This window comes from Natrinema versiforme JCM 10478 (assembly GCF_000337195.1).
GTDB classification, from domain to species: Archaea; Halobacteriota; Halobacteria; order Halobacteriales; family Natrialbaceae; genus Natrinema; species Natrinema versiforme.
This window is the reverse complement of sequence record NZ_AOID01000021.1, coordinates 37,519-63,556: the sequence shown is the minus strand read 5'-3', so window position 1 is coordinate 63,556 and position 26,038 is coordinate 37,519. Positions and strand designations below refer to the sequence as shown.

Genomic DNA, 26,038 nt, shown 5'->3' with positions numbered 1-26,038 from the left:
ACGAGTCGGGTGGTGGTCGGGCGAGCACGGAGTTAGCGCCGCAGAGAACGGAAATCGCTCTCGTGGAACTACGCGTCGGGGAGACGAACGAACGTCAACCAGAAGTTCTCGAACGAGCGGGCGAGTTCGATGAACTCGTCCGGTTCGACCGGTTTCTGGACGTACGCGTTCGCGTGGAGGTCGTAGGAGCGGGCGATGTCCTCTTCGGTCGCCGAACTCGTCATCACGATGACGGGGATCGAGCGCAGCGTCTCCTCGGACTTGAGTTCGGAGAGCACGTCCGCGCCGTCCACGTCGGGGAGTTGGAAATCGAGCAGGATCATGTCCGGCCGGGGGCTCTCCGAATGCGCCTTGCGCTGGTGGACGAAATCGAGCGCCGCCTCGCCGTCGGTGACCGTGTGGATTCGGCTCGCGATGTTCGCGTCCTCGAACGATTCGGAGAACAGGCGCGCGTCACCGGGGTTGGGTTCGACCAACAGAATGGTAATCGCTTCCTCGATCGGTGGAGACATGCTATTGTTTGGATCGGATCGCAAAAGAACTGCACGGTTAACTCGGGAAAAATACCCAACCGTGGAGTTGGGTCGCGGCCGGCATCTTACGCCCGCCGATCGTCCAATCGGCGACAGGAATCGAACCGGTCGTCGGTCAGGTAGACGGCCCCGTCGCGAACGGTGACCGCGACGGCCTCGAGCGCGTCACCGCGACACGGCCCGGCCGTACAGACGCCGTCATCACACTCGAAGCGCGCGCCGTGTTCGTGACACACCAGTTGGTCGTCGCGGACGATCGCACCGGAGCCGGGATCGAGCCGGACCGTCGGCTTGTGCGGACAGGAGTTGCGCCACGCGGAGACTTCGCTCCCGTCCCGCCGGAGGATCAGTTCGGTTCCGCGGCGGTCGCGTCGGGCTTCACACCGGAGCGTTCCGTCCGCGGGAACGTCCGCGAGCGGCGCGATGTATCGGGGATCATCGCTCTCCGAGTCAGCGTCGGGGGAAGGGTCGTCGGCACTCTCGTCGCTCGAGTCCGCCTCGTTGTCTCCGTCGACGCTGAACCGAAACGTGGCGTCGCCGGTCGAAACGTCGCCCTCGTCGCCGTAGACCCGGGCGGCTGTCGAGTCGTCAGTCCCCTCGAGCGTTACCCGGACGGGATCGGTCATACACCCTCTTTTCGGCCAGCCTAAAAATACGTTCCGGACCGGGCGGGTGCGGGTGCAGTCAGCGAAAGCGCGCGGTATTTCTAAAGGGGAGCCGCGCGAAGAACGTGTATGGACGACGCCGAAGTCACCGTCGACGTGGAGGTCGAAGTCGAAGTGGACACCACCGAACTCGAGATGGAGGTCGGGGACGAACGCGAGTTCGAGGGCGAACTCGAGGCCGGCGGGCTGACGATCGAAGTCGAGGCGGATGTCGAAGTCGAGGGTGAGGAGGACGACCAAGCGGATGCGGAAGACGCCGGCGAAACCGACGGCGAGGAAGAAACCGACGAGACCGAAGAAGACTGAGCGGGCCGTCGAGACGCGACCCAGTGGACTGCGAGCGCTCGAGAACCAACCGCCACAGGGCGGGAGTCGGAGACGGTTTTATACTCTGGCCATGCGAACGCATGGTCATGTACCGCGTCTTGATGCCCGTCGATGCGAACGAAGAGCGCGCGCTGGCACAGGCAAACTACGTCACGTCGTTACCGAACGCCGAGAACGAGGTCGAAGCGTACATTCTGTTCGTCTTTACCGAGGACAGCAACGAACTCCCACAGGAGTTCGAGAAGTTCAAATCGGCCTCCCGGATCAGTTCCGTCCGCCGCGCACGGGAGGCCCTCGAGGACGACGGCGTCGAGGTGACGATCCTCGAGGACAGCGGCGACACGGAAGACGACATCCTCGAGGCGGCCGAGGACTACGACGTCGACTCGATCATCCTCGGCGGCCGGAAGCGCTCGCCGGTCGGGAAGGCGATCTTCGGCAGCACGACGCAGGGGATCATCCTCAGTTCGGACCGCCCGGTGGTCGTCACCGGCAGGGGCGACGCGTAACTCCCGCTCGAGCGGCCCGGTTCACGCGGGGTCGTGGCGAGGCGGCGGCCGGCAGGCCGACGGGGTGGGACCCCCAAATAAGTCCGCATGTCCCCGCCTGCAGCCATCTTATCCGGGACGATACCGAGTATCCGATATGGAGATTCGGGAACCGGAGCCGGACGAGGCCGAGCGGATTCGGGAAGTCATAGACAGTTCGATGACGACGTCGTTCAGACTCAGTCCGGGACAGATCGACGGGATGACCGACGATCAGTTCGGCGATGACACCGTCGCCGACAAGATCGGCGACGAGGGCACGCTGCTCCACGTCGTCGAGACCGGCGACGAGATCGAGGGCACGGTCATCGCCGGGTTCGTCGAAGGCCGACTCGAGGACGAGTGGGGCGAAGTGAACTGGCTCTTCGTCGATCCCGAACACCGAGGGAAGGGGATCGGGACGGAGCTCTACGAGACCGCGAGCGAGACGCTCCGCGATCGGGGGGCCGAGCACGTCTGCGCCACCGTCCTCGAGGCGAACACCGAAGGCCACCAGTTCGTCGAACGGTTCGGCCTCGAGCACAACGGGGACCGGAGCATCGAGGTCGCCGGTGAGTCCCTCGTGAAGTACGTGTACACGGACGCGGACGTCGACGTGGACCTCCCGACGGAGTCGCGAGCGGACAGCGAGGACGCGCAGGCCGACGAGTTCCCCGAGACGGAGACGACGGACGGCCAGTTGACGGCGACGACCGACGACGGCGCGACGGTGTACGTCGCCCGGGAGGAGGAAGCGGAGTCCGGCAACGCGGCACCGTTTTACGTCACCTACGAGGACGAAGCGCACACGGACCAGTACGGCTTCTACTGCGCGAACTGCGGCTCCCTCGACGTCTCGATGGCAGAGATGGATCGCCTCGAGTGCAGCGATTGCGGGAACGAGCACGCGGAACGCTCCGAGGAATCGTACGACGATTCGTACCTCTAGCCGCTCACTGCAGGGTCCTGAAATCGCGTTGGCGCTCTCGAGTCGCCCCCTCGAGCGGACCGATCAGCGACTATTTCGCGAAGATGCTGTCGGCCGTCGCCGCGCCGACGACGCTGAACACCGAGCCGACGCTCACAGCCTTGATCGTCGTCTTCACGGCCACGCTGGTCGTTTCGTCCCCGAGGAACGTATCGGGTGCGTCGAGTAACAACGCGAGCAGCGTTACCGCGCCGAACGAGACGACCATCAGCGAGATAAACCGAAGCGGGATGCCGCCGACCTCCTGTTCGTCGTCTACGTCGCGGGTCGTGTCCGCCGTGTACAGCGCCCCGTAGCCGATGCCGAACACTAGGATCACCGTTCCGATCGCCTGAAAGAGGTTCATGCTCTTCGCGAGGTCCCAGACCTCTTCGGTGACGACGAAGGGACCGGCGAGCAGGAACCCGCCGACGATCTGCTGTGCCGAGTCCGCGAGCCGGAAATCGCGCGGCCGGCGCGGCCGTCGAAGTTTCATAGCGGACGATTACAGCGAAGTAGTAAAACGCTCCCGTTCGAGGGCACCGAAACCGGCTGCAGTCGGCCACGTCGAATAGACTGAGACGACCGCCGACAGTCAGACGAACAGCAACAGCGCGGCGTAGCTTGCCGCCCCGCCCGCGAACGCCCAGAACCGGCTCTCGCGGTCGGATGGCAGTTCGTCCTTGATCGCGTTGAGAATAATGCCACCGGACAGAAACGGCACGAACACCGCGAGGAGGAGTTCGGCGTCCGCGAGGACGTACCCGCCGCCGAATCCGGCGAGTACCGCCGCCGACAACACCCACCGTCCGCGGCGGTGGTACGTCGCGCCGTGATGGGTCCGCAGGCCGTCGTCAGTGACGAGAAAGTGCAGCGCCATCGCGACGGAAACAGGACCAGGCTGCCGAGTTCGCGATCCCACAGGAGGTAGCCGACGATCCCGTTGTAGGCGGCGAACGCTCCAACGTGGACCCAGAACAGCCCCGCTCCGGCGGGCTCGTTCGTTCGTCTCCGCTCGTCGGTGGTCCACTGAGCGAGTTGCTCGAGGCCGTAGAAGACGACGAAGCCGAGGAGGGCGATCAGGTAGCCGTGGCTCTCGGCGACGGCGGTCGCGGGGCCGCGTTCGGCGAGCGTCGCCGCAGCTTCTCGGACCTCGGGGAGGAGGTGGACGAACACGTACGCGACCGAGACGCCGCCGGCGATCGACAGCCACCGGCTCCGGGGAATCCGGCCGCCGACGCCCAGCCGACCGGCGACAAGGTGAACGGCGGCGAGGATGATCGCAGCTGCGAGGGGAAGTGCCGTCTCGGAACGCAACGGACCGCTCGAGAGCATTGACAGGGACAACGACACCGACGAACGTAGCCCTGTGGCCGGCGACGTCAGTCGTCGGCGCTCTGGGGTGTCTCCCCGCCGGGCGACATCGCGTCACCGATCGTGCCCGCGGTTCGACGGACCAGCCGTCCGAACGCTTTCCGGCGGCGGACGAATAGCACCGTCCCGAGCACCATGTAGATCGTGGTGTAGACGAGCAAGAGTTCGGTACTCGAGACCGGGAGCGTGACGAACTCGCGGATGAGGGCGAACTCGAGGAAGACCTGCGAGAGGAACAGGACGAGCAGCGTGATCGCTTCCCGAACCGAGATTTCAAACCGGATCAGGAGCGAGACGGCGAAAAACGACTGCGCGGCAGTGATCCAGATCTCGGCCGACTGCTTGAAGTCGAACGCGAGCACGCCGTACTTGCCCAGCGCGAGGGAGTGGACGACGACGAGCGTTCCGATGAGCAGCGTCCACTGGTTGAGTTTCGACGAGATGAGCGCGTTGAATCCCGCCGTCGAGCGCGCCTTGTTCACCAGGTAGACGACGACGATGAGCTCCGGCGCTTCGGAGGCCAGCGGCGCGATCCACTGAATCATGAAAAAGGAGGGGATGCCGACGCTCTCGCCGAGGTACTCGAGCCCGTGGGCAAAGGGCTCGACGGCGGTGAAGATCAGGACCCCGGAGCAGGCGAAGAGGGCGAAGACGGTCGCGATCCGGCGCGGTTTGGAAAAACTCTGGAGATACGCCGGGACGCCGACGTGGTCCATGTCGGGTTCGACCTCGCCGCGGAGGATCACCGCGATGTAGCAGACGTACAGGCCGACCAGAAACAGCATGTCGTAGATATCGATCCCGCCGTTGAGGGGGACGAGGAACGCCCAGAGCGTCGCGACCAGCAGGAACACGATCTCGAGACCGATCTCCCGGTCGAGGATCACGACATCGGAGAGGAAGCCGGAGCGCTCCTCGACCGCGGGGTCGGTCGATGCGCCCGCTCGGTAGATCGTAAAGAGGGCGACGCCGGCCCAGCCGATCCCGATGAGGATCCGGTTCGCGCCGGTCATGTTGGCGACGGCCAGGTTGCCGGCCTCGATCCCGCGTTCGGTGCCCGCGAACACGCCCGCGTTCCACGCGTAGAGCGCGTCGACGGCGTACTCGGGCGCGACCGCTAACACCGCGAGCACCGCGATCGCAAAGGCCTGTGGGACGTCCTTTTCAGCCGTTTCGGCGGCCCACGTGAGGAGAAACGCCGACCCGAGGACGGCGAGGCCGGTCACGAATACCGTCCCGATGGTCGAGAGGCTGGCGAGCGCGCCCGGCGGTTGATACTCGACCCCGACAGCCGCCGCGAGCCGGGGGAGGAGGTCGGTGGCCCCTGATACGACGACCCAGGGGAGTGTCAATGCGACTGCGGCCGCTATCGCGCCGAGCACTCGTCGTCTCATGGAAATCGTAGTGAAATCCGCACTGATCTGGCGGTCATAAGTGATACGTTGCGATGGCGGTGGTGCCTGCGACTGCCCAGCCTGCGGTCGTCGGGCGGTCGGCGTGGCCGGTGTCGAATTCGGTGCCTGTCATTGGTCCTAAGCCGCGAACCGGCTCTATCGGTGCCGTCGGGCGGATCGAATAAATAGGGGCTAGATAGTGAACAGTCGGTACCGCGAGGAGGCCGACGGCGGGGTCGGACCGAGAGGCGGGACTGCTCGAGACGCTCCGCGTGCCCACTGGTCGCTGTTCGTCGAGCCGTCCTCCGGACAGCCACCCCCCGGACTTCAACGGCTTGAACGTGTAACGCGCGGGTCGAACTACGGCCGCGAAGGGAATTCGATAGATGGGACCAAGCCGCCGGACGTGGACGGTGATTCTCGTCGCGATCGTCCTGCTCGTCGCAGCCGCGGGCTACGGGCTGTTCGCGGTAGACCGACCGCAGGTCGAATCGGTCGACAACGAGTGGGGAACGGTCACGGACGAGCGCACCGAAGTGGAAACCACCGTCACCGTCGATAACCCGCGACTGCTTCGCGTCGGCGACGCCGCGGCGGACATCTCGTATACGGTCCGACTCAACGGCATCGATGTCGCGACGGGGAGCGAGGAGGGCCTGACCGTCACCGGTCGCGAGAGCGAGGTGTCCGTGTCGACGTGGATCGACAACGACGAGATCCCGGACTGGTGGACCTCCCACGTCGCCAACGACGAGACGACGACGGTGCGGATCGACCCCGAGGTCGCCGTCGACTACGCGGGTGTCCAGTATCCAGCGGACCGGTTGACGCGAACCCGGACCGTACAGACGGACCTGCTCGAGCCGTTACGAACCGACGAGCGACGCGAATTTCGAGCCAGCGGGCAGACGTTGTTCGTCGTCGAAGCGACGGACGCCCGGTGGGGCAACGCCACCGAAAACCGAACGCCGATCGACGCGTCGGCCACCGTGACCAATCCGACGGCGCTCCCGATTCCGATCGCGGAGATCGGGTACACCGTCCGGTTGAACGGGATCGTCGTGGGACAGGGCGTCGCCGGCGAACAGGTCGTGCTCTCGCCGGACAGCACCCAGACCCTCGAGGCCGGCGCGGCGATCGACACCGACGACCTCGACGAGTGGTGGGTCACGCACGTCCGAAACGACGAGACCTCGAACCTGAGCGTCGAGTTCAACGCGACCCTCGAGTACGGCGGCACTGAGCGGGAGGTCCCGCTGGACTTTCTCTCCTACGAGCAGTCGTTTCAGACGGACCTGCTCGGATCGGCAGAGACCGGCGCGACTGCCACGGAGAGCGGACGGGAGCCGGCCCAGACGGCTCCCCAGAGCGAGAACAGCAGCGTTGCGGTCCGAGCCGAACCCCGTCGTTAGGTCGGGCTTTTTCAAATTCCGCCCCGAACGGTTCGAGCATGACCGATTTCCGCGGCGCGTGGACCGAGGGCGACATCGAGGACTTCCTGCAGGAAGCAACGATCCCGGTCCGGCTCGCCACCCACAGACCGGACGGCTCGCTCTGGCTCGTCACGCTGTGGTATCGCTACCGCGACGGCTCGCTCGAGTGTGCGACGCAAGCGAACGCCGACGTGGTTCGGTTCCTGCGGAACGACCCGGAGATCGCCTTCGATATCTCGACGAATCGGGTCCCCTACCGTGGGATCAGGGGCAACGGAACCGTCGATATCTCCTCGGAAAACGCCACGGCAGTGCTGCGCGATCTCGTCGAGCGCTACCTCGGCGACACGGACTCGCCGCTCGCCGACCGGTTGCTCGACGACGACCGCGACGAGGTTCGGATCCGAATCGAGCCCCGAGAGATCTACAGTTGGGATTACACCGAGCGGATGGGGAACGGCTCGAGCGAGCGCGGAGAATAGGCTGATCACGTCAGACGGCATCGGCGCGTCCCGGCCCCTTCGAATCGCCCGCTGTCGGGCGAGACACGAGAGAATAGAAACCGATCGAACGGAGTCGACGTGGCGAGTCAGTTAGTCGTCGGCGTCGGGTGCAGCCACTTTCTTGCCGTCCGAGTCGTCGCCGCGCGGGAAGTTGTCGATCGTCTCCGACCGGAAGGCGTCCTCGTCGAACTCGTAGTCGCCGTCGAGGAACTCGAGCAGCGTGTGCGTGTCGCGCATGGCGTTTTTGAGACAGGTCGAGGCACCCGGCGACGGCGTGATGTTGAAGATGATGTCGTCGCCGACGATTTTGGCCTCGCCCATGTCCAGGGACTTGTTCTTCGTATCGACGATCTGGGGGCGAACGCCGCCGTAGCCCTTGGCGCGTTCGATGTCCTCGAGTTCGACGCTCGGGACGACCTTCTGGACGTGGGGCAGGAACTGTTTCCGGCCGACGTTCGGGAGGTCATAGACGAGGTTCCGGAGCACGTACGGCAGGAGGATGCGATCGGAGAGGATGTTGGCGTAGCTCAGGAACGCCGCCGCGTTCAGTCCGAACACGTCGAGGAAGTCCTTGACCGTCGAGATGCGGCCGCGCTCGAGGGTGGGCACGAGTTTCGCGGTCGGTCCGAACCGCGTGACGCTGCCGTCGTGGACGTCGGCGTCTCCGTGGACCGCGGCGAAGGGCAGTTTCTTCATCTGGAGCGTGTAGACCTTGCCGTTCAGGAGGTCGTCCGCGAGGAAGAAGCTCCCGGCGATGGGGAGCAAGACCTTGTCCTGGCCGTAGCCGAGTTCCTTCGCGATCTGGAGGCTGTGCGAGCCGGCGGCGACGACGGCGGCGTCGGAGTCGAACCGGCCGTCGTCGGTCTCGATCGTGTACCCGTCGAGCGTCGGCGTGATGTCCTCGACTTTCGTCCCGGTGTAGATGTCGACGTTTGCCTCCTCGCTTGCCTGCTCGACGAAGGACTTCGTCGTCTCGCCGTAGTCGACGACGTAGCCGTCCGGCGTCTGGAGCGCGAGCATGTCCTTCGAGGGATCGCGGCCCTCGACGACCTTGGGCTCGAGTTCAGCGATCTCCTCGCGTTCGATCGGTCGGAGCTTCGGATAGAGGTCGCCGAAGCCCTCCTCCTCGTATCGCTGCTCGAGTTGGTCGACCTCCTCGTCGCCAACCCCGAGCACCATCTTGCTGCGTTTCGAATGCATCTCCCGGTCGGCGTCGTGGTTCTCCAGATACCCCGCGAGGAGTTCCGCCCCCTCTTTGACCTCTTCGGCCTTCTCGAGCGTGTAATTGGTCTCGATGTCCCCGAAGTGGAGGGTCTGGGAGTTGTTCGTGTGGTGGGAGTTGATCGCTGCGATCTCCGATTCCTTCTCGATCAGCGCGATCGAGTCGATATCAGTGAACTTCGCGGTCGTGTACAGAAGCGACGCGCCACTGATACCACCGCCGACGATTACGAGGTCGTATTTACCAGACATTATTGGAGTGTGTGGGTCGGTAGTACATACGCTCGACTCCAGACTGATAACTCATATTTTTTCGATCGCGTTTTCGACACTCGTCGACATCGCAATCGACGACCGTATATTCGCAATTCACCCGGCGGGAATAAACGAACGCATCGGCTCGTAGAAACCGTCTCTCACGAGGGATTACGGGATTGTATCCCCGCCGTTACGCTAGCGGTCGAGCCCTCGACCCCATCACTGACCCCGTCCGTCTCGGCGGTTTCCGGCCGTTTTGCTATCGACAGTTGACGTACCAGCGAGCGACCGTCCTCGAGCGCGGTGGCGACGAGACATCGATTTACCAAGCCATGGGCCAGACAGTCGTTTTGGGAACAAAAGTAAACCCCCGAGTCGTTTTCGTCCGATTCGGTACTCGACGGGAAGGTGGAAGCGAGGGCGTGTTGGAAACGCCCGCTCGAGTCACTCGTTGGAATCGAACTCCTGATAGATGACGTGACCGCACGCCTTGCAGTGGGACGCGTCGCGGTCGTGCGACGACAGCCCGCAGTTCGGGCACGCGACGGAGACCTTCTCTCTATGGCTCCACTCGCGGACGATCTTGCTGGCCTGCCACGGGAGCACGATAATCCCAGCCAAGATGGCCGCCACCGTGATCCACCGACCTGCGGTCGTCAGCGGGACGATATCGCCGAATCCAACGGTCGACAGCGCGACTACGACGTAGTAGAAGGCGTCGCCGAACGTCGCGACCTCGGGGTTGGCGGCGTGCTCCGCGCTGTAGAACAGGCCGGCGGAGACGAACAGGAGCACCAGCACCGTCAGCAGCAACTTCAGCGCGCGCAAGGCGTTGTCCGAAATCGTCCCGAAGAAGAACTCCGCGTCCCGCGTGAACCGATAGAACCGGAGGACACGGACGACCCGGACCACGCGGAGAAAGCCGACGTTGGCGACCGCCGCGACCCCCGGCAAGCCCGCCGCGAGAAAGGTCGGGAGAATCGCGACCAGATCGACCATCGTATAGACGTCGGTAAACTCCGCGAGGCGATCCGCGGCACCGTACAGTCGCAGGACGTACTCCACCAGAAAGACGGCGGCGATCGCGACCTCGAGGGTCCAGAGGAGCGATCGGAGGTCCTCGGAGAGGGGATAGGTTTCCGCGACGAAGGCGGCGACGAACACGAGGTTCAGCGCCAACAGTGCGATGTCGATCGCCTTTCCCAGCGGCGTCCGGTGATCGAGCAGGTAGAAGCGGACGGTCTCCCGAAGGTCTCGGGTCTCGGGCGACGAGTCTGTAGTCATTCGACAGTGGTACTCCGCGCAGGAGACACGTAGGCCCTCGGATTATCGGTACCGTTTCCCGCCCGAAAACGGGTGCGGGTGGGGTCCTCGGCGCTCGGACCCCGCACGAAAGCAGAAGTGGCGACCGGCGGGGATCGGGCGAGTCGACTAGGCTTTAGGTGTGCGCCGAGAACCACACACGTGAATTCTAACGAGGTCCGCCGTCAGTGGGCAGAACGATCCGGCGCGTACTCGCCGGAGTATTACGCCCACTACGGGCCGGACCAGCGGAGCGAGTCGATCCACGGCATTCTCGATCGGTTCGTCGACCGAGACGCGGCCGTCCTCGAACTCGGCTGTAGCTCGGGCCGTCACCTCGCCCACCTCCACGAACAGGGCTTCGAGAACCTGCACGGCATCGACGTCAACGAGGACGCCTTCGACGTGATGGAAGAGAACTACCCCGACCTCGCCGCTACCGGCACGTTCTATCACGACACAATCGAGGACACCGTCGGCGACTTCGCGGACGACCAGTTCGATGTCGTCTACTCGGTCGAGACACTCCAGCACCTCCACCCGGACGTCGAATGGGTGCTCGAGGACCTGACCCGGATCACCGCCGACCTCCTCATCACGGTCGAAAACGAGGGCGAGAACGATGACGGCGACAGCGACGACAACCAGCCGGACTCGGACGACCTCGACGTGAGCTACGTCAACGACGACTTCCCGCTGTACCACCGCGACTGGAACCAGGTGTTTACCGATCTCGGCCTGCTCGAGGTCGAGGCCGAGTCGGGCAAACGAGATACCGTTCGCGCGTTCCGCACTGCACAGAAGTAGTCCGTCCGCGTCGCGTCTCGAGGCGGGCGCTATAGTCCGAACTCATTCGACACGGGTCCGGGTTACTCCGCGCCCGAACTCGAGGGACGCGGTTCTTCTCGGCCGTCTGAGTCCGAATCGTCCTCGTCCGTCTCGACTGCATTGGCAGCGGATTCGTCGACCGCTTCGCTGACCGTTTTCTCGACCTCCTCGCTGACAGTGTCACTGACCGTCTCCTCGACTTCCTTGGTGACCGTGTCGGTAACCGTCTCTTCGACCTGCTTGGTCACGTCCTCACTGACGGTCTCCCCGACTTTTTCCGCCACGTTGTCGACTTCCTTGCTGACGGTATCGCTGACCGTCTCCTCGACTTCTTTGCTGACGGTATCGCTGACCGTCTCCTCAACCTCTTTGCTGACCGTATCACTAACTGTCTCTTCGACTTCCTTACTGACAGTATCACTGACCGTTTCCTCGACCTCTTTGCTAACTGTCTCTCCGACTTCCTTACTGACGGTATCACTGACCGTCTCTTCGACCTCCTTACTGACCGTGTCGGTGACCGTCTCTTCGACTCGTTCGGCGACCTCGGTCGTCATCCAGTCGGGGTCGAACCGGGCCATCTTCCACACGACGTGGATGACGTAGGAGGCCAGTACTCCGAGCCCGAACGCGACGCCGACGCTGGTCTCGACCGCGACGATGAGCGCGACCGCAGCGAAAATCATAATCCCGTACGCGAGGTCGACCACGAAGTCGACGCGAGTCGGATTCATCGGACAAAACTCTCGAGCAAACTAGTATAATCGGTTTCCGAGTGCATTATCTGGTAGATGGGCTCCAACGGAAAATACCCGTCTACTCGAGTCCGAACTCACGGACGACCGTTCGGCTCGAGGAACCAGCCACTGCGGTTCGGCCGAGAGACGAATTTCCGGGCGGTTCCGTCGACGTTCCGTTCTCGCTTGCTACTGGAACCTACGATCGATCTATTAGTCGAGAATTGACGGATACTACGCGTAAACCGAAGGCCTCGGCACTCATAGGGCTCGTCACCACCGGATGCCGAGTCCGGCTCGGAGCGGGTGCATCGTCATCGGCCACGCGATCCTACCGCCGTCGCTCCAAAGACGGTTTGGGTTCGCCGGCGAAAATCGGGCGCTGTTACGAGCCGTCCGCGCTCTTGTTTGCAAAGGCCGCGTTCCACTCGTCGATCAGGTTCTCGAGTCGCCCCGTGTCTCCATGCGAGAACATCCGCTGGGCGCGATCGGTAGCCGTCCGCGGGTCCTCGAGCGGGCTCGAGCGCGGGGTTCGGATCGTGGTTCGGTCGGGTGTCGGTTCGGCGTCGGTCGTGGACTGCAGGTGTTGGGTACTCATGTCGGTCGGGTGTGGATTTCGTCGAAAAGCGGTACTCGTCGTCGCCAACGGGCTTACGCTACTACGTGTACGACCGACATCTCTACTCCACCCTATCCGCTCCTTGGTTATAAAAGTTCATGATATATAGCGGCCCTGTGGAGTGTTCACTGGAACCAATCACCGCGGGTTTAGGATCATAGTTTAGCTAGTAGAAACAGCATCTCTTTTGGCGAGTATCGACGGCTCGAGCCGTCACTCGACCGATTCACTACCGCACCCCCAACTAACAGACGGCTCTCGTCCGGTCAGCGCCCGCGGGGACGTTGGGACTCCGATAGCTTGAGAACCCGCGGTCGAGTTCTCACCGCTACGACGATGGCGAGCGACGATCGAGCGGGCGACGACGACTGCGACGTGAGTTTCGTAATCCCGGCGCGAAACGAGGCCGACTATCTTCGGGGTACTCTGGCGAGTCTCACCGCACTGGACACGAGCTACGAGTACGAGGTGATCGTCGTCGACGGCTGTTCGACCGACGAAACGCCGGCGATCGCCCGCGAGTACAGCGCGACCGTCGTCCGGGACGCCGGCTCGAGCATCGCTGCCGCTCGGAACCTCGGGGCCGAACGGGCGGCCGGCGAGTGGCTGGCCTTCATCGACGCGGACACGCGGGTGCGGGCGAACTATCTGACCGACCTGCTCGGCTTCGTCGAGGCCAACGGGCTCGCGGCCGCGAGTTCGTCCTGTCGGATCACCGGCCCGCGACGGGCGAAACTGATGGAACTGACGATCAATCACGTCTTCTCGCGGCTCGAGCGCCCGATCCTGCCGGGGTTCAACTGTCTCGTCCACCGGCGAGCGTTCGAGGAAATCGGCGGCTTTCCCCGCGTGTCGAACGAGGACACGGCCTTCAGCCGAGCGCTCGCCGGTCGGTTTCCGACGGCCTACTGTCCGACCGTCTTGGTCGAGAGTTCGGGCCGGCGGATCGCCGATCAGGGGCTGACGGGAACGTTGTGGCACTACCTCGCGCTCGACCTCGAGCGGCTCAGAGCGGACTACTGAGAGCCCCGGGGGCGGCGACGCCGCGATGGTGGCAAAAACTAGACGTTCGCTCACCGGCGCTGCCGCTATCTGTGATGGGAGTGAGAAAAGTGGCTGATCGGCGCGTTACGAGACGATCGTCAGCAGCTGGACCAGCACGCCCAGCAGCACGCCGAACGCGATGACCGTCTTGGGGTCGATACGGATGGCGTTCGAGTCCTCGGAGTCGAAGTACCGAACGAGTCCGGCACTGGACATCAGGCCACCGGTGTTCTGTCCTTTATCCATACCCGTTCCTATGGGCCCCCGAAACTAAACCTTTCGACCGATCGCGTCGCCGATCACGGCAACGTATTGGCAGTGGGAAACCCTTATGCGCGGCGCGTGGCAACTAGCGTTGACCGCATGACTGTCACACTTAAGGACTTCTACGCGGACTGGTGTGGCCCCTGCAAGACCCAGGACCCGATCCTCGAGGAGCTCGAGGACGACTGGGAGGGCCGATTCGAAGTCGAGAAAGTAAACGTCGACGAGAAACAGGACGTGGCAAACGAGTATCAGGTTCGATCGCTGCCGACGCTCATCATCGAGAACGACGACGGCATCGTCGAGCGTTTCGTCGGCGTCACCCAGCGCGACGACATCGAGGACGCCCTCGAGTCGGCCGGCGCGTAACTGACCGGTCGCTTTTCTCCTCGTGATCAGTACCGACGCGGAGCCACGCTTGCGGAGTGGCCACGAGGTGGTCTCGAGATCGAAGGCCGGTTAGAGAAGGCGGGTTGAAGTCAGGAACGGTACGCGACGGCGTCGGGCGCGTTCTCGTCCGCTCAGGTCCACTTCACGCCGACGTCGTGCATGTCCTCGTTGTACTTCGCGATGTTGATGACAAGCGGCGTGACGCTCTCGACTTCGGCCGCGTTGGCCAGCGGCCCCGCCTCGAGCGCGCGCAGCCCGTCGACCTCGTTGGCGATCGTCAGCACCGTGTCGCCGGCCGCGTCGTCGTCAGCGACGACGAGCGTGTCGAGATCGAGTTCGTTGTCGAGGTTCGACAGCGCGTCGGCCGCGAGGTTGTGGAACGCGCCGACGACCGGGACCTCGTCGGGGGCCCGCGCGGCGACGAGTTCGGTGACGCTGCCGGCATCGGGCGGGTGATAGTGTAGGCCGTCCTCGTCGCCCTGCATGCCGACCGCGGGCGTCACCAGCACGGAGTCCGCGTCAAGGCTGTCGGCGACCGCTTCGACGGTGTCGCCGACGTAGTACGGCGGGACGCTGAGGACGACGACATCGGCCCGGTCGGCCGCCATCTCGTTGCCGAAGCCCTTGATGTCGACCTCGTCGGTGCGGTCGGCGAGTTCGCCTTCGTACTCTGCGACGGCGTCACGGGCCTTCTCTGGGTCCCGGGAGCCGATGAGGATCTCGTGGCTCGTGTCGCGGGCAAGTCGGAGCGCGAGCCCCTCGCCGATGTCGCCGGTACCGCCAAGTAGTGCAATTCGCATACCGACTCCTCCGGACGGCACCCGAATAAAAGGGCCGGAGATCGGCCGATATCGCCGGGTTCTCCGACGAGCTGGAATCGGCGATCGGCCGGTTTTCGGTCGGCAGCGCCCGCCCGTACCGCTACGGCGCGTCGTCTTCGGCCGGGTTCATGGCCGCCCCCAAGCCGCTGTCGTAGGCGTCGCGTTCGGACACCTCGCGGATGCGCTGCTCGAGTCGGGTCTCGAGGTCCCGCCGCCGTTCCTCGTCGACGTCCGGGTTCGAGCCCAGATCGGCGAGGTCCTGCTTGGCTGTCCGCAGGACGGCGACGGCCTCCTCGGTCTCGAGGTCGGCCGCACGGTCGAGCGCGCGTTCGACGTCGGCGAGCGTGGTGTCGGTCATAGGGAACGTTTGCTGGACACACGGATGAACAACCGGCCGGGAAACGCCACGTCGCTACCCTGCACGAGGGCGTACTTCCATTACCCGGCCGGCCGTCGCTCCGCTATGGCCCGTCCCGCAGTCATCGCCCACCGCGGCTACGCCGGTATCGCCCCCGAGAACACCGTCGCCGCGATCGAACGCGCCGTCGAGTACGACGAGACCGCGATGATCGAAATCGACGTGCGGCCGGCCGCCTACGGGACGCCGGTGGTCGTCCACGACGACCGTCTCGAGGGAACCCGCGACGGGCGACCGCTCACCGACGGGATCGGTCTCGTCCGGGAGACGCCGCTCGAGGCCCTCCAGGAAACGCGGGTGCTCGGCACCGAGGCGACGGTGCCGACGCTCGCGGACGTGCTCGAGGCGACCCCCGAAACGGTCGGTCTCAACGTCGAACTGAAGGGGGCGGGACGGTCGGATCTCCGCGTCGGCGAGTCGCTCCCGCCGGACGAGCGCGCCGCGCGCCGCGAGGCGTGGCGGCCGTTCGTCGAGCGCGTCGTCGCCGACTGCGACGCCTTCGGCGGCGACCTCCTCTTCTCGTCGTTCTGCGAAGGAGCCATCGCGGCGCTGCGCGACGTGACGGCCGAGTACGCCGCCGCGCCGCTGCTCCGGGACGACCTCGCGGCCGGCCTCGAGATCGCGCGCCGGTACGAGTGCGAGGCGATCCACCCGCCCCAGAGCGCGATCCGTAGTGCCGACGCGGATTCTGAGAGTGCGACCGAGACCGACGACGAAATCGACGTGCTCGAGACCGCTCACGAGGAGGGGCGGGCGGTCAACGCCTGGACGGTGACGAACTGGGTCCAGTTCGACCGGCTCGCGGCCGCTGGGGTCGACGGGATCATCGCCGACTACCCCGGACTGGGCCGGGAGTCGAGTCGCCGATGATGGCGTGAACCGCGAACGGTCGGCTTCGATCGGAATTCAGCCACTGAGTCCTCAGCAGCGGTCGTAAAGCGGGACGAGAATCGCTACGTCTGGCCGTCGAAGTCCGCCATTGGAAATGTACCGCCTGCAGTCGCACCGGACACCTTGATACGGGGAATCGTCGGAGTGTGTCCAGTATGGGTTCCGCCGTCTATTCGAAGGGCCGTCCCGGCAGTCGGCTCGCGAGGGGAGCGGGGGTACCGGCCCGAAGCGACGCCGACTCGAGGCGCGCCCGGTCGGGAGGTGGTACCGAATGAGTGAGCTCCCGCCGCGGACGACCGTCAAGCGGTGGCTGGTCACGACCAATCACAAGGATGTCGGCATCCTCTACTTAGCGACCGCGATCTTCTTCCTGCTGTTCGGCGGCGTCCTCGCGCTGTTGTTCCGCACGCACATGTGGGAGTCCGGCGGGATCGGCCTCCTCGAGAATCAGGAGTTCAATCAGGCGGTGACGAACCACGGGCTGTTGATGGTCTTCTGGTACCTCTCGCCCTTTGCGTTCGGGTTCGCGAACTACCTCGTCCCGCTCCAGATCGGAGCGAAGGACCTCTCGTTCCCGCGGCTGAACGCCATGAGTTACTGGTTTTACCTGTTTTCGGGGATCCTCCTCGCGCTGGCGTTCTTTCAGGGCCGGGCCTTCGCGGGCGGCTGGTACATGTACGCCCCGCTGAACGTGCCGATGTACAACACGGCGATGGCGGCGACGTCCGGTGGGAACCTGACGATCCTCGCACTGGTCCTGTTCGTCATGTCGACGACGATCGCGACGGTCAACTTCCTCACGACGATCCACTACGAGCGCGCGGAGGGGCTCGGCCTGTGGAACATGCCGCTGTTTACGTGGTCGATCCTGCTGACCGTCTGGATGATGCTCTTTGCCTTCGCGGCGCTGCTCGCCGCCCTGCTGTTGCTGGTCAGCGATCGGATCTTACTGACCCAGTACTACGCGACCGATCAGGGCTCAAGCCTGCTATGGGCGCACCTGTTCTGGTTCTTCGGGCATCCGGAGGTGTACATCGTCTTCTTCCCCGCGCTCGGGGTCCTCTTCGAGACGTTCCAGACGTTCTGTGGCCGGCGGCTGGTCGGCCGGAAGTGGGTCATCATCGCAATGGTCCTCGTGGGGGTCCAGTCGTTCCTCGTCTGGATGCACCACATGTTCCTGACGACGATCAATCTCCCCATCAAAACGCTGTTCATGGCGACGACAATCGGGATTTCGCTGCCATTCGATCTGATGGTCTTCTCGCTGATCTACACGATGGTCAAGGGTCGGGTCCGGTTTACGACGCCGTTCCTGTTCAATCTCGGCGCGCTGGTCCTGTTCATTCTCGGGGGGATCACCGGCGTCTTCCTCGGTGCCGTCGTGCTCGACTACGAGTTCCGGGGCACCTACTGGGTCGTCGCCCACTTCCACTACGTGATGGTCGCCGGCTCGACGGCGCTAGTCGGCGCGATCTACTACTGGTGGCCGAAGATCACCGGGCGGATGTACGACGAGACGCTGGGCAAACTCCACTTCGCGGTCTACTTCATCGGGTTCAACCTGCTGTACTTCCCGATGTTCATGGCCTGGGAGACACCGCGTCGCGTCTTCGACTTCAGTTCGGAGCTGACGCTCTATCACCAGCTGGCGACGGTCGGGGCCTTCGTCCTCGGCGCGTCCTACCTCATCATGTTCTACGCGCTCGGCAAGAGTCTCGTCTCCGGTCCCGAGGCCCCCGATAACCCGTGGGCCTACTCCCGGACCGCCGAGTGGGCGACGACCTCCCCGCCGCCGCTCGAGAACTGGCCGGACCGGCCAAGCTACGCCAGCGGCCACCTCGAGTTCGTCGACGACGCGACGCCCGCGGCCGACGGTGGCGCGGCGACACACGAACGCGTCGGACAGACCGACCCGCTCGAGGCGGACCATGAGGATCACGCGAGCATCTGGCCGTTCGGCATCGGGATCGGCATGTTCGTCACGTTCCTCGGGCTGTCGGGGGTGACGCCGTGGGTCGCCACCTTCGCCGCCGAGCGCGGGGCGGAGTTCCCCGACGCCGGATCGACCGATCTCGTCCATCCGGTGCTGTTAGCCGTCGGCGTCGGGGTGCTTGGCTACACGCTCTTCGAGTACGGCCGCGAGGAGTTCGACGCGCCCGAACTGGCGATCGCCGAGCGCTGGCCGTTCGAGAACGTCGGGGGCACGAAACTCGGCGTCTGGTTCTTCCTCGCCTCGGACGTGATCGTCTTCGGTGCCGTCATCGGCGCGTACATCTTCATGCGGCTCCACACGGGCTGGAACGAGTTCGAAACCGTCCCGCCCTCCGAGCTCGTGGGGTTGGGTAACACCTATGTCCTGTTGTCCTCGAGTTTCACGGTCATTCTGGCGCTGGTGATGGCCGAACGCGAGAACAAGCGCGGGCTGCTGGCCTCGATGGGGGCCACGCTGTTGCTCGGGTTCGCGTTCCTCGGTATCAAAGGCTGGGAGTGGAGCTACGAATTCTCGCACGGAATTTACTGGTTTACCGACCTCAACTACTCGATCTACTTCGTGACGACCGGACTGCACGCGTTCCACGTGATCCTCGGCCTGCTCATCGCGGGGTTCATGATCTACCGCACCGCGACCGCCGACGCCTACCTCACGGACAGCCGGCCCGTCGAGTACTTCGGGCTCTACTGGCACTTCGTCGACATCGTCTGGGTGTTCCTGTTCCCGCTGTTCTACCTGATGTAGCGGGTCCGACGCGCGGTTTTTCGATTTGAGCGTTCACGTGTCTCCCGGCCGACTCGAGCCGGAATCACCTGCGGGATCGGTCGGAATCAGCCGGATACAAGGCGATCACCGCCGAACGAACGGCCATGGAACTCTCGACAGTCGTCGATCGACTCGACGAGGAACTGGGAACCGCCGACTACGCCGACCTCGACGCCAGCGCGAACGGCCTGCAGATCGGCCCGGACGAGGCCGAAATCGAGCGCGTCGCCGTCGCCGTCGACGGCGTCCGCGAGACCGTCGACCGCGCCGTCGAGGCCGACGCGGACCTGCTGGTCGTCCACCACGGGCTCTCGTGGGGCGGCTTCGACCGCGTAACCGGGCGGACCTACGACCGCATCGCGCCCTTGATCGACAATGACCTCGCGCTGTACGTCTCCCATCTCCCGCTGGACGGCCAGCAGGAACTGGGCAACGCCGCCGGCGTCGCCGACGTGCTCGGCCTCGAGGACCGCGCCCCCTTCGGCGAACTTGGCCCCAAGTACATCGGCCAGCGCGGGACGGCGGCCGACGCCTACGCCCCCGACGAACTGCGCGAGCAACTCGAGGAAACCCTCGAGACGGGCGGGCAGCCGGTCCAACACCTCGACTTCGGCCCCGACGAGATCGAGGACGTGGCGATCGTCACCGGCAGCGGGGTCGACTGGCTGGACGAGGCCGCCGCAACGGACGCCGACGCGCTGGTGACCGGCGAGGGGAAAGGCAAAGCCTACCACGAGGCCCAGGAGGCCGGCATCCACGTCTTCCTCGCGGGCCACTACGCGACGGAGACCTTCGGCGTGCGATCGCTACAGGAGTTAGTCGCGGAGTGGGGCCTCGAGACGGCATTCCTCGAGGTTCCGACGGGGCTGTGAGGACGGACTCGCGTCTCGATCGTCCGCACTGACGGGACCGGGAACCCGACGCGAGTATCGTCCCGTTTGCTCGGTCTGAGCACTGCGCACCGTGCTAATCAGGGACGTTATTTGTCCGGGCCGTGTTATCTCGCGTGAATGACTGAGTCTGATGGGGAAGACTCACTGACGACTGCCGCCTCGAGCGGCCACGGGGCAGCCGCTCGGTATCAGCACCTCGTCGAAAACGTACAGGACGCGGTCGTCGAGTTCGAATTCGTCGACGGGGAACCGATCGTTCGAAACGTCAACGACGCCTTCGAGGAGACGTTCGGGTACGAAGCGGGGGACATCGGCGGGGAGTCGCTCAACGACTGGATCATTCCGGCGGAGTATGCGGGAGAGGCGAGCGACATCGACGGTGCCACGAAAGACGGCGAAACGACCTCACAGCAGCTCACGCGCCGGACTGCCGACGGGCTCGGGGAGTTCCTTCACAGGAGTATCCCGTGTGACGAGTCAACGTCGATCGACGGCATCGCTCTCTATACCGACATCACCGAGCGCGAACGAGCCAAGGCAAAACGGCGACTCCTGACCGAAACCAGTCGCTGTATCGGAACGGCGGAAACGCTTCAGGACGGCTTCGAGACGACGCTCCAGTCGATCTGTGACTACACCGAGTGGGCATACGGAGAAGTGTGGCAGCCGGCGGCTGCGAGCGACGAACTCGAATTCATCGCTGGCCACACTGACGACGCCGACTGCGATCGGTTCCTCGAACGGAGCGAAGCCGTGACCTTCGCGCCCGGCTCGGGCCTTCCCGGACGCGTCTACGAGTCCGGCCGGCGAGAGTGGATCACCGACGTCTCACGGGAGCCACCGTCCGTCTTCCACCGAACCGAAACGGCCGCCGAATGTGGCCTTCGGGCCGCCCTGAGCGTCCCCGTGAAGACCGAGGACGAGGAGTCCGTCGTCGCGGTCCTCGTGTTCTTCTTACGGGACGCCCGGGACAGCGACGAAGCGCTCGTCAGGGACGTCACCGACGTCGCGAAAAACCTCGGCGGACTGGTCAAACGCAAGCAGGCCGAGGACCTGGTTCGACGCCGGAACGAACAACTCGAGCAGTTCGCACACGTCATCAGCCACGACCTCCGGAACCCGCTGAACGTCGCCTCGGGACATCTTCAGATGCTGTCCGACGACGTTGAGAACCCGCACGTCGATCGAGTGGCGGCGGCCCACGAGCGCATGCGCGAACTCATCGAGGATCTCCTGACGCTGGCTCGCCGAGGGAACGCCATCGAGGACCCGGAGCCGGTCTCGCTTGCGACGTGTGCCGCAAACAGCTGGGAGATGATCGAGACGGACACCGGAGAACTCACCGTCGAGACGACTCGAACGGTACAGGGTGACGCGAGCCGCCTCCAACAGGTGTTCGAGAACCTCTTTCGGAACGCTATCGACCACTGTCCGCCACCGGTGACGATCACGGTCGGTGACTGCGAGGACGGGGTTTACGTGGCCGACGACGGCCCGGGGATTCCCGAGGCGGACCGGGCAGCCGTGTTCGATTTCGGCCGGACGACTCGAGCGGACGGCACCGGCTTCGGCCTGCCGATCGTGAAAGAGATCGCGGAGGCACACGGCTGGTCGATCGGCGTGACCGACAGCGCTCGCGGCGGCGCGCGGTTCGAAATCGTCGGCCTCGATAAGGAGCCCTGAGCCCGGTTGCCGAAGCGACAGCAGTGACCCCGTCGGCGATTCGGTCGGCTCGAGGCGAGAAACGATCCGAACCGCGGCGTTCAAACCGTTGGCTCGCGGATGCGAAAACATGAGCGACGACCACGAGCACGGGAGCGACGACGGCGACAGCGAGGCGACAGGCGGCCACCACGAGCCCGAACGGGAGACGTTCTCGCACGATCCCGTCGGCCACGCGGAGGTCCGCGCGGGCATGACGGTCGGCGAACTCGCAGACGAGTACGGGTCGGCCGGCGTCGGCGCGGCGGACCTCCACGAGGCCGTCGACGTGACCGAGTCGATGTTCGACGACGACGTGACCGTCTTCTTCGGGCTGGCGGGCGCGATGGTCCCGACGGGGATGCGCGCGATCGTCGCCGACCTGATCCGGGACGGCCACATCGACGTCCTCGTCACGACGGGGGCGAACCTCACCCACGATTCCATCGAGGCCATCGGCGGCAAACACCACCACGGCGCGGTCCACGAGGAGGGCAAGACCGAGCGCGAACACGACGAGACCTTACGCGACGAGGAGGTCGACCGCATCTACAACGTCTACCTCCCACAGGAGTTCTTCGCGACCTTCGAGTCCCACCTGCGCGAGGAGGTCTTCCCGGTCCTCGAGGAGGACGGCGTCGTCCCGATCCAGCGGCTCACAGAGGAACTCGGCCGGGCCAACGCCGAGGTCAACGAACGCGACGACGTCGACGAGGACGCCGGCATCGCCGCGGCGGCCTACGAGAACGACGTGCCGATCTACTGCCCCGCGATTCAGGACTCCGTGCTCGGCCTGCAGGCGTGGATGTACTCCCAGACCTCCGACTTTTCGCTCGACGCGCTGGCGGACATGACCCCGCTTACGGACATCGCCTTCGAGGCCGACGAGGCCGGCGCGTTCGTCGTCGGCGGCGGCGTCCCGAAGAACTTCACCCTCCAGACGATGCTGGTCTCGCCCGACGCCTACGACTACGCCGTCCAGCTCACGATGGACCCCAAACAGACCGGCGGTCTCTCCGGCGCGACCTTAGACGAGGCCCGCTCGTGGGGCAAACTCGAGAAAGACGCCGACAACGTCTCGGTCTACGCCGACGCGACGATCACGCTCCCGCTGGTGGTCGCCGCTGCGCGCGAACGGCTCGAGAATTGATTCGCAGCGCTCGAGGTTCTGACACTACTGTTTGCCGACGCCGCATCGGTCAGGATCGACAGCGGCCTGCGGTGGCGCGCGCTGAACCGCAGTGAGCGACCGGCGAACTGCGGTTCGAAGCTGTGCGAGGGATGAGCGACGGAACGGAGTGACTGAGCGAATCGGCTGGGGAGGGTGTGGTGATTCCGTGCCGCCAGCACGAGCAGGACGCTCTTCGTTGGTGAGCATGACACCAAGCGCTCTGCTATCGTGGCAATAGTGATTTCCACGCCCTCCCCAGCCGATTCGCTCGCACGGAGCTTTGGGCTGCGGTTCACTCTTGTTCACCGCTGCCCAGCGCGCGCCACCGCATATCGGTTGCTCGAGCCGGATCGAGACGCTATCCAAACGAACCGACCGCTCACCCGCTCCGATCACGGCCCGACGGCGGTTCGAACTCGTAGCTCTCGCCGTGCTCGAGGTACTCCACCCGGTCCTCGAGCCCCGCCTTCTCCACGGCGGCCTTGAAGTTCGAGAGCGGCGACCGGAACACCTCGTAGTCGTTGTAGTGGATCGGAATCGCGGTGTCGGCGTCGATCAGGTCGACGGCCTCGGCCCCTTGTTCGGCGTCCATCGTCAGGAGGACGCCGAGAATCCGCGTCCCACCCAGATGCAACAGTGCGAGATCGATCTCGGGGTAGCGCTCGGGAATCTCCTCGAGGGCGTCGTAGACGACCGTATCGCCGGAGACGTAGAGCCGCACAAACGGTGGCTCATCCGGACCCACATCACCGGATCGGAACTCGAGCATGCTGCCCATCACCGGCGGCAGCCCCTTCGAGACGACCGGCGGGCCGTGGCGACCGGGCATCGCCGTGATCGTCAGGCGCGCGTCTCCCTTCCGGATATGACACACCTCCCACGTCTCGAGCAGGTGGGTCTCGCGAAAGCCCTTCTCCGAAAGTTCCGCGGCGGCGTGATGGGTCGTGACGATCGGCAAGTCCTTGTCGAGTTTCGCCTCGGCGACGCGGTCGAAGTGGTCGCCGTGGTAGTGTGAGAGCAAGACGAAGTCGATCGGCGGCAGGTCATCGATATCCATCGCCGGGTCGGTCCGCCGCCGGGACGTGATGCCGTAGCCGAGGTGGACGTGATCGCCGCTGTGGAGGAAATTAGGGTCCGTGAGGATCGTGAAGCCGGCGTATTCGAGGATCACCGTCGCGGTGCCGACGAAGAAGATCGAGCCGTGCTCGAGGTCGGCGTCGCCCGATTCCGTCGCGGGGAGCTCGAGGTCGATGTCGCGGAACTGGCTCATACCACCACCGCCACCGCGGACCCGTTTCAACCCCTTTCGGAACCGCGGAGACTACCAGTCCGCCTGATACGAGGAGGGGATCGCGGCCCGCTGTAGCCGCATATTCACGGCCCAGCCTCAACCCGCTGGGGGTCCGAGTGGGCGTGTCATGAGCGATCCCCTCGAGTACGAGGTCGCCGTTATCGGCGGCGGCCCCGCCGGTCTGACGACCGCGCTGTACACGACTCGGCTCGGCCACCGCACGGTCGTCTTCGAGAAGGAGGGCGGCCGTCACGCGGCGGTCACCCACGTCCACAACATGCCGGGCGTCTCGGAGACCGTCTCCGGATCGGAACTGGCAGCCCACGCCGTCGCGCAACTCGAGCACTACGGGGGTGACTTCTATCCGGACGCCGTCGAGTCCGTGACGGAACTGGGCGGCGACGAGGCCGGCACCGCTGACGATCCCCGATTTCGACTCGAGGCGACCCACGCGACGGTCGACGCCGACAGAGTCGTCTTCGCGACCGGCTTCCGCGACCGCAGCCCTGAGGTGCCGGAACTCGAGCGCTTTACCGGCCGCGGCCTGCACTACTGCTTACATTGCGACGCGTACACGCTGGGTGACGGCCCGGTTTTCGTCCTCGGTCACACCGAGAGCGCGGCCCACGTCGCGATGACGATGTGTAACTTCACGGCCGACGTCGACCTCCTGTTGAACGACCGCGAACCGGAGTGGGACGACGAAACCGAGGCGCAACTCGAGGCCCACCCGGTCGATCGGATCGACACGGCCGTCGTCTCCGCGTACGACGACGAGAGCATCGACGCGGACGAGCCGCCGTGGCTCGGCGGTCTCGCGTTGGCCGACGGGACCGAGCGGGACTACCTCGGCGGCTTCGCGATGTACGGCTCCGCGTACAACGCCGACCTCGCCGCCGACCTCGGCTGCGAACTGGACGAGGACGGCGCGATCGATGTCGACGAAAACCGGGAGACCAGTGTCGCGGGCGTCTATGCTGTCGGCGATGTCACCCACGGCCAGAACCAGACCACGATCGCCATCGGCGACGGTGCGTACGCCGGCCTCGCAATCCACAAGGACCTCCGGACGTTCCCGAAACCGGTCGACGAACTCGAGGGCGGCGACGGCGATGACGGGACTGCCGTCGAGCAGTCCGCACCGGGGACCCCCTCGGATCTCCGCGCCCGGATGCGCCGCGTCCGCGAGCTGGGGACCCACCCAGGGCTGCGCGGGCCGTCGCCGGGAAGGGATCGCGAGTAAGGACCGGCGTCGATCGCTCGAGGACGCTGTCGGTCACTCGAGGGCGTCGTCGTAGGTCCGGTAGGTCGCCGACCCGACATCGATCCGAACGAGTGTGTTGTCGGCGTAGGCGTCCGGCTCCGCGTCGTACTTCTCGTTGATCCGGCGGCGGGCTGCGGCCGTCTCCGCCTCGTCCGCGACGACCGTCGCCGTCCCGAGCAGCGACACCATCCACTGCGTCTGTCCGGCGTCGTCTTGCTGTATCGAGAGGGCGACCCGCGGGTTGTCCTTGATGTTGGCCAGTTTCCGACCGGTCGTGACGATCTCGACGACCCCGTCCGCGTACCGGTACCAGACGGCTGCGACGTGGGGCCGGCCCTCGGCACAGGTCCCCAGATGGGCCATCAGCGGCTCGCTCTCGAGCAGGCGTTCAGCCTCGGCTGGAACGGTCGACACGGTCGATTCGGGAACGGGCAGCGACAAAAG

27 protein-coding genes and 1 pseudogene are annotated in these 26,038 nt (G+C 65.0%); 14 read left to right on the top strand and 14 right to left on the bottom strand.

What is annotated here, in order from left to right:
- Positions 1-68: 68 nt before the first annotated feature.
- On the bottom strand, positions 69-512 hold the full coding sequence (locus tag C489_RS06450; protein ID WP_006430371.1) for a response regulator: 444 nt from the start codon (positions 510-512) through the stop codon (positions 69-71).
- 86 nt (positions 513-598) lie between these two features.
- Entirely contained in the window at positions 599-1,159 is a 561-nt protein-coding gene (locus C489_RS06445) for a Rieske (2Fe-2S) protein (RefSeq protein WP_006430370.1), read from the bottom strand.
- 108 nt (positions 1,160-1,267) lie between these two features.
- Between C489_RS06445 and C489_RS06440 the strand changes: the two genes are divergently transcribed.
- The 3 genes from C489_RS06440 to C489_RS06430 all read left to right on the top strand — a co-directional run bounded on the left by C489_RS06440 (position 1,268) and on the right by C489_RS06430 (position 3,001).
- Positions 1,268-1,504: a hypothetical protein gene (locus C489_RS06440; RefSeq protein WP_006430369.1), complete on the top strand. Its 237-nt coding sequence runs from the start codon at positions 1,268-1,270 to the stop codon at positions 1,502-1,504.
- A gap of 107 nt (positions 1,505-1,611) precedes the next feature.
- Positions 1,612-2,034, top strand: coding sequence for a universal stress protein (locus C489_RS06435; RefSeq protein WP_049890670.1), 423 nt, complete (start codon positions 1,612-1,614; stop codon positions 2,032-2,034).
- A 136-nt stretch (positions 2,035-2,170) separates the two neighbouring features.
- Positions 2,171-3,001 carry a GNAT family N-acetyltransferase gene (locus C489_RS06430; protein ID WP_006430367.1) on the top strand — a complete coding sequence of 277 codons (831 nt, stop codon included), beginning with the start codon at positions 2,171-2,173 and terminating at the stop codon, positions 2,999-3,001.
- A gap of 70 nt (positions 3,002-3,071) precedes the next feature.
- Here C489_RS06430 and C489_RS06425 read toward each other — a convergent pair whose 3' ends face one another.
- From C489_RS06425 to C489_RS06415, 3 genes and pseudogenes are all read right to left on the bottom strand, one after another.
- Positions 3,072-3,515, bottom strand: coding sequence for a DUF2391 family protein (locus C489_RS06425; protein WP_006430366.1), 444 nt, complete (start codon positions 3,513-3,515; stop codon positions 3,072-3,074).
- A gap of 99 nt (positions 3,516-3,614) precedes the next feature.
- Positions 3,615-4,354: pseudogene (locus C489_RS06420) on the bottom strand (hypothetical protein).
- 47 nt (positions 4,355-4,401) lie between these two features.
- On the bottom strand, positions 4,402-5,787 hold the full coding sequence (locus C489_RS06415) for a sodium:calcium antiporter (protein WP_049890661.1): 1,386 nt from the start codon (positions 5,785-5,787) through the stop codon (positions 4,402-4,404).
- A 386-nt stretch (positions 5,788-6,173) separates the two neighbouring features.
- Here C489_RS06415 and C489_RS06410 point away from each other — a divergent pair, with 386 nt between their 5' ends.
- Together C489_RS06410 and C489_RS06405 are read left to right on the top strand one after the other, a co-directional pair.
- Positions 6,174-7,199, top strand: a complete 1,026-nt coding sequence (locus tag C489_RS06410) for an LEA type 2 family protein (RefSeq protein ID WP_006430363.1) — start codon at positions 6,174-6,176, stop codon at positions 7,197-7,199.
- Positions 7,200-7,237: 38 nt separating this feature from the next.
- On the top strand, positions 7,238-7,702 hold the full coding sequence (locus C489_RS06405) for a pyridoxamine 5'-phosphate oxidase family protein (RefSeq protein WP_006430362.1): 465 nt from the start codon (positions 7,238-7,240) through the stop codon (positions 7,700-7,702).
- Positions 7,703-7,813: 111 nt separating this feature from the next.
- Here the strand turns inward: C489_RS06405 and C489_RS06400 are convergent, their stop codons facing one another.
- Positions 7,814-9,196 carry an FAD-dependent oxidoreductase gene (locus tag C489_RS06400; protein ID WP_006430361.1) on the bottom strand — a complete coding sequence of 461 codons (1,383 nt, stop codon included), beginning with the start codon at positions 9,194-9,196 and terminating at the stop codon, positions 7,814-7,816.
- Between the two features lie 450 nt (positions 9,197-9,646).
- Positions 9,647-10,486 carry an ion transporter gene (locus C489_RS06395; protein WP_006430360.1) on the bottom strand — a complete coding sequence of 280 codons (840 nt, stop codon included), beginning with the start codon at positions 10,484-10,486 and terminating at the stop codon, positions 9,647-9,649.
- A 180-nt stretch (positions 10,487-10,666) separates the two neighbouring features.
- Here C489_RS06395 and C489_RS06390 point away from each other — a divergent pair, with 180 nt between their 5' ends.
- Positions 10,667-11,311, top strand: coding sequence for a class I SAM-dependent methyltransferase (locus C489_RS06390; protein ID WP_006430359.1), 645 nt, complete (start codon positions 10,667-10,669; stop codon positions 11,309-11,311).
- 62 nt (positions 11,312-11,373) lie between these two features.
- Here C489_RS06390 and C489_RS06385 read toward each other — a convergent pair whose 3' ends face one another.
- Both C489_RS06385 and C489_RS06380 read right to left on the bottom strand, forming a co-directional pair.
- A complete protein-coding gene (locus tag C489_RS06385) occupies positions 11,374-12,066 on the bottom strand; it encodes a hypothetical protein (protein ID WP_006430358.1) in 693 nt (230 codons plus the stop codon).
- A 388-nt stretch (positions 12,067-12,454) separates the two neighbouring features.
- A complete protein-coding gene (locus C489_RS06380) occupies positions 12,455-12,667 on the bottom strand; it encodes a hypothetical protein (RefSeq protein WP_006430357.1) in 213 nt (70 codons plus the stop codon).
- A gap of 357 nt (positions 12,668-13,024) precedes the next feature.
- Here C489_RS06380 and C489_RS06375 point away from each other — a divergent pair, with 357 nt between their 5' ends.
- Positions 13,025-13,711 (top strand): glycosyltransferase, encoded by a 687-nt coding sequence (locus C489_RS06375; RefSeq protein ID WP_006430356.1) that lies wholly within the window; start codon positions 13,025-13,027, stop codon positions 13,709-13,711.
- A 105-nt stretch (positions 13,712-13,816) separates the two neighbouring features.
- On the opposite strand, the gene C489_RS06370 is transcribed toward C489_RS06375, so the two are convergent.
- Positions 13,817-13,978: a preprotein translocase subunit Sec61beta gene (locus C489_RS06370; protein WP_006430355.1), complete on the bottom strand. Its 162-nt coding sequence runs from the start codon at positions 13,976-13,978 to the stop codon at positions 13,817-13,819.
- A gap of 117 nt (positions 13,979-14,095) precedes the next feature.
- Between C489_RS06370 and C489_RS06365 the strand changes: the two genes are divergently transcribed.
- Positions 14,096-14,365 carry a thioredoxin family protein gene (locus C489_RS06365; protein WP_006180412.1) on the top strand — a complete coding sequence of 90 codons (270 nt, stop codon included), beginning with the start codon at positions 14,096-14,098 and terminating at the stop codon, positions 14,363-14,365.
- Between the two features lie 152 nt (positions 14,366-14,517).
- Here C489_RS06365 and npdG read toward each other — a convergent pair whose 3' ends face one another.
- Positions 14,518-15,186 carry an NADPH-dependent F420 reductase gene (npdG, locus tag C489_RS06360; RefSeq protein ID WP_006430354.1) on the bottom strand — a complete coding sequence of 223 codons (669 nt, stop codon included), beginning with the start codon at positions 15,184-15,186 and terminating at the stop codon, positions 14,518-14,520.
- Positions 15,187-15,307: 121 nt separating this feature from the next.
- On the bottom strand, positions 15,308-15,565 hold the full coding sequence (locus C489_RS06355) for a hypothetical protein (protein ID WP_006430352.1): 258 nt from the start codon (positions 15,563-15,565) through the stop codon (positions 15,308-15,310).
- A 105-nt stretch (positions 15,566-15,670) separates the two neighbouring features.
- On the opposite strand from C489_RS06355, the gene C489_RS06350 reads away from it, so the two are divergent.
- From C489_RS06350 to C489_RS06330, 5 genes are all read left to right on the top strand, one after another.
- Complete coding sequence (locus C489_RS06350; RefSeq protein ID WP_006430351.1) at positions 15,671-16,495, top strand: glycerophosphodiester phosphodiesterase; 825 nt, start codon at positions 15,671-15,673, stop codon at positions 16,493-16,495.
- 292 nt (positions 16,496-16,787) lie between these two features.
- Complete coding sequence (locus C489_RS06345) at positions 16,788-19,253, top strand: cbb3-type cytochrome c oxidase subunit I (protein WP_006430349.1); 2,466 nt, start codon at positions 16,788-16,790, stop codon at positions 19,251-19,253.
- A gap of 125 nt (positions 19,254-19,378) precedes the next feature.
- Positions 19,379-20,146 (top strand): Nif3-like dinuclear metal center hexameric protein, encoded by a 768-nt coding sequence (locus C489_RS06340; RefSeq protein ID WP_006430348.1) that lies wholly within the window; start codon positions 19,379-19,381, stop codon positions 20,144-20,146.
- Positions 20,147-20,284: 138 nt separating this feature from the next.
- Complete coding sequence (locus C489_RS06335; RefSeq protein WP_006430347.1) at positions 20,285-21,850, top strand: GAF domain-containing sensor histidine kinase; 1,566 nt, start codon at positions 20,285-20,287, stop codon at positions 21,848-21,850.
- Between the two features lie 109 nt (positions 21,851-21,959).
- Positions 21,960-23,018 (top strand): deoxyhypusine synthase, encoded by a 1,059-nt coding sequence (locus C489_RS06330; RefSeq protein WP_006430346.1) that lies wholly within the window; start codon positions 21,960-21,962, stop codon positions 23,016-23,018.
- Positions 23,019-23,418: 400 nt separating this feature from the next.
- On the opposite strand, the gene C489_RS06325 is transcribed toward C489_RS06330, so the two are convergent.
- The gene (locus C489_RS06325; RefSeq protein WP_006430345.1) at positions 23,419-24,309 is read right to left on the bottom strand and encodes an MBL fold metallo-hydrolase; all 891 of its coding nucleotides are present in this window, start codon (positions 24,307-24,309) and stop codon (positions 23,419-23,421) included.
- 148 nt (positions 24,310-24,457) lie between these two features.
- On the opposite strand from C489_RS06325, the gene C489_RS06320 reads away from it, so the two are divergent.
- A complete protein-coding gene (locus C489_RS06320) occupies positions 24,458-25,573 on the top strand; it encodes an NAD(P)/FAD-dependent oxidoreductase (protein WP_006430344.1) in 1,116 nt (371 codons plus the stop codon).
- Between the two features lie 33 nt (positions 25,574-25,606).
- On the opposite strand, the gene C489_RS06315 is transcribed toward C489_RS06320, so the two are convergent.
- Positions 25,607-26,008: a pyridoxamine 5'-phosphate oxidase family protein gene (locus tag C489_RS06315; protein WP_006430343.1), complete on the bottom strand. Its 402-nt coding sequence runs from the start codon at positions 26,006-26,008 to the stop codon at positions 25,607-25,609.
- Between the last annotated feature and the right edge of the window lie 30 nt (positions 26,009-26,038).

Excerpts from the sequence above, each read along its gene's own strand:
- C489_RS06450 (WP_006430371.1), bottom strand. The coding sequence starts at position 512 with ATGTCTCCACCGATCGAGGAAGCGATTACCATTCTGTTGGTCGAACCC.
- C489_RS06445 (WP_006430370.1), bottom strand. The coding sequence starts at position 1,159 with ATGACCGATCCCGTCCGGGTAACGCTCGAGGGGACTGACGACTCGACA.
- C489_RS06440 (WP_006430369.1), top strand. The coding sequence starts at position 1,268 with ATGGACGACGCCGAAGTCACCGTCGACGTGGAGGTCGAAGTCGAAGTG.
- C489_RS06435 (WP_049890670.1), top strand. The coding sequence starts at position 1,612 with ATGTACCGCGTCTTGATGCCCGTCGATGCGAACGAAGAGCGCGCGCTG.
- C489_RS06430 (WP_006430367.1), top strand. The coding sequence starts at position 2,171 with ATGGAGATTCGGGAACCGGAGCCGGACGAGGCCGAGCGGATTCGGGAA.
- C489_RS06425 (WP_006430366.1), bottom strand. The coding sequence starts at position 3,515 with ATGAAACTTCGACGGCCGCGCCGGCCGCGCGATTTCCGGCTCGCGGAC.
- C489_RS06415 (WP_049890661.1), bottom strand. The coding sequence starts at position 5,787 with ATGAGACGACGAGTGCTCGGCGCGATAGCGGCCGCAGTCGCATTGACA.
- C489_RS06410 (WP_006430363.1), top strand. The coding sequence starts at position 6,174 with ATGGGACCAAGCCGCCGGACGTGGACGGTGATTCTCGTCGCGATCGTC.
- C489_RS06405 (WP_006430362.1), top strand. The coding sequence starts at position 7,238 with ATGACCGATTTCCGCGGCGCGTGGACCGAGGGCGACATCGAGGACTTC.
- C489_RS06400 (WP_006430361.1), bottom strand. The coding sequence starts at position 9,196 with ATGTCTGGTAAATACGACCTCGTAATCGTCGGCGGTGGTATCAGTGGC.
- C489_RS06395 (WP_006430360.1), bottom strand. The coding sequence starts at position 10,486 with ATGACTACAGACTCGTCGCCCGAGACCCGAGACCTTCGGGAGACCGTC.
- C489_RS06385 (WP_006430358.1), bottom strand. The coding sequence starts at position 12,066 with ATGAATCCGACTCGCGTCGACTTCGTGGTCGACCTCGCGTACGGGATT.
- C489_RS06380 (WP_006430357.1), bottom strand. The coding sequence starts at position 12,667 with ATGAGTACCCAACACCTGCAGTCCACGACCGACGCCGAACCGACACCC.
- C489_RS06375 (WP_006430356.1), top strand. The coding sequence starts at position 13,025 with ATGGCGAGCGACGATCGAGCGGGCGACGACGACTGCGACGTGAGTTTC.
- C489_RS06370 (WP_006430355.1), bottom strand. The coding sequence starts at position 13,978 with ATGGATAAAGGACAGAACACCGGTGGCCTGATGTCCAGTGCCGGACTC.
- C489_RS06365 (WP_006180412.1), top strand. The coding sequence starts at position 14,096 with ATGACTGTCACACTTAAGGACTTCTACGCGGACTGGTGTGGCCCCTGC.
- npdG (WP_006430354.1), bottom strand. The coding sequence starts at position 15,186 with ATGCGAATTGCACTACTTGGCGGTACCGGCGACATCGGCGAGGGGCTC.
- C489_RS06355 (WP_006430352.1), bottom strand. The coding sequence starts at position 15,565 with ATGACCGACACCACGCTCGCCGACGTCGAACGCGCGCTCGACCGTGCG.
- C489_RS06350 (WP_006430351.1), top strand. The coding sequence starts at position 15,671 with ATGGCCCGTCCCGCAGTCATCGCCCACCGCGGCTACGCCGGTATCGCC.
- C489_RS06345 (WP_006430349.1), top strand. The coding sequence starts at position 16,788 with ATGAGTGAGCTCCCGCCGCGGACGACCGTCAAGCGGTGGCTGGTCACG.
- C489_RS06340 (WP_006430348.1), top strand. The coding sequence starts at position 19,379 with ATGGAACTCTCGACAGTCGTCGATCGACTCGACGAGGAACTGGGAACC.
- C489_RS06335 (WP_006430347.1), top strand. The coding sequence starts at position 20,285 with ATGACTGAGTCTGATGGGGAAGACTCACTGACGACTGCCGCCTCGAGC.
- C489_RS06330 (WP_006430346.1), top strand. The coding sequence starts at position 21,960 with ATGAGCGACGACCACGAGCACGGGAGCGACGACGGCGACAGCGAGGCG.
- C489_RS06325 (WP_006430345.1), bottom strand. The coding sequence starts at position 24,309 with ATGAGCCAGTTCCGCGACATCGACCTCGAGCTCCCCGCGACGGAATCG.
- C489_RS06320 (WP_006430344.1), top strand. The coding sequence starts at position 24,458 with ATGAGCGATCCCCTCGAGTACGAGGTCGCCGTTATCGGCGGCGGCCCC.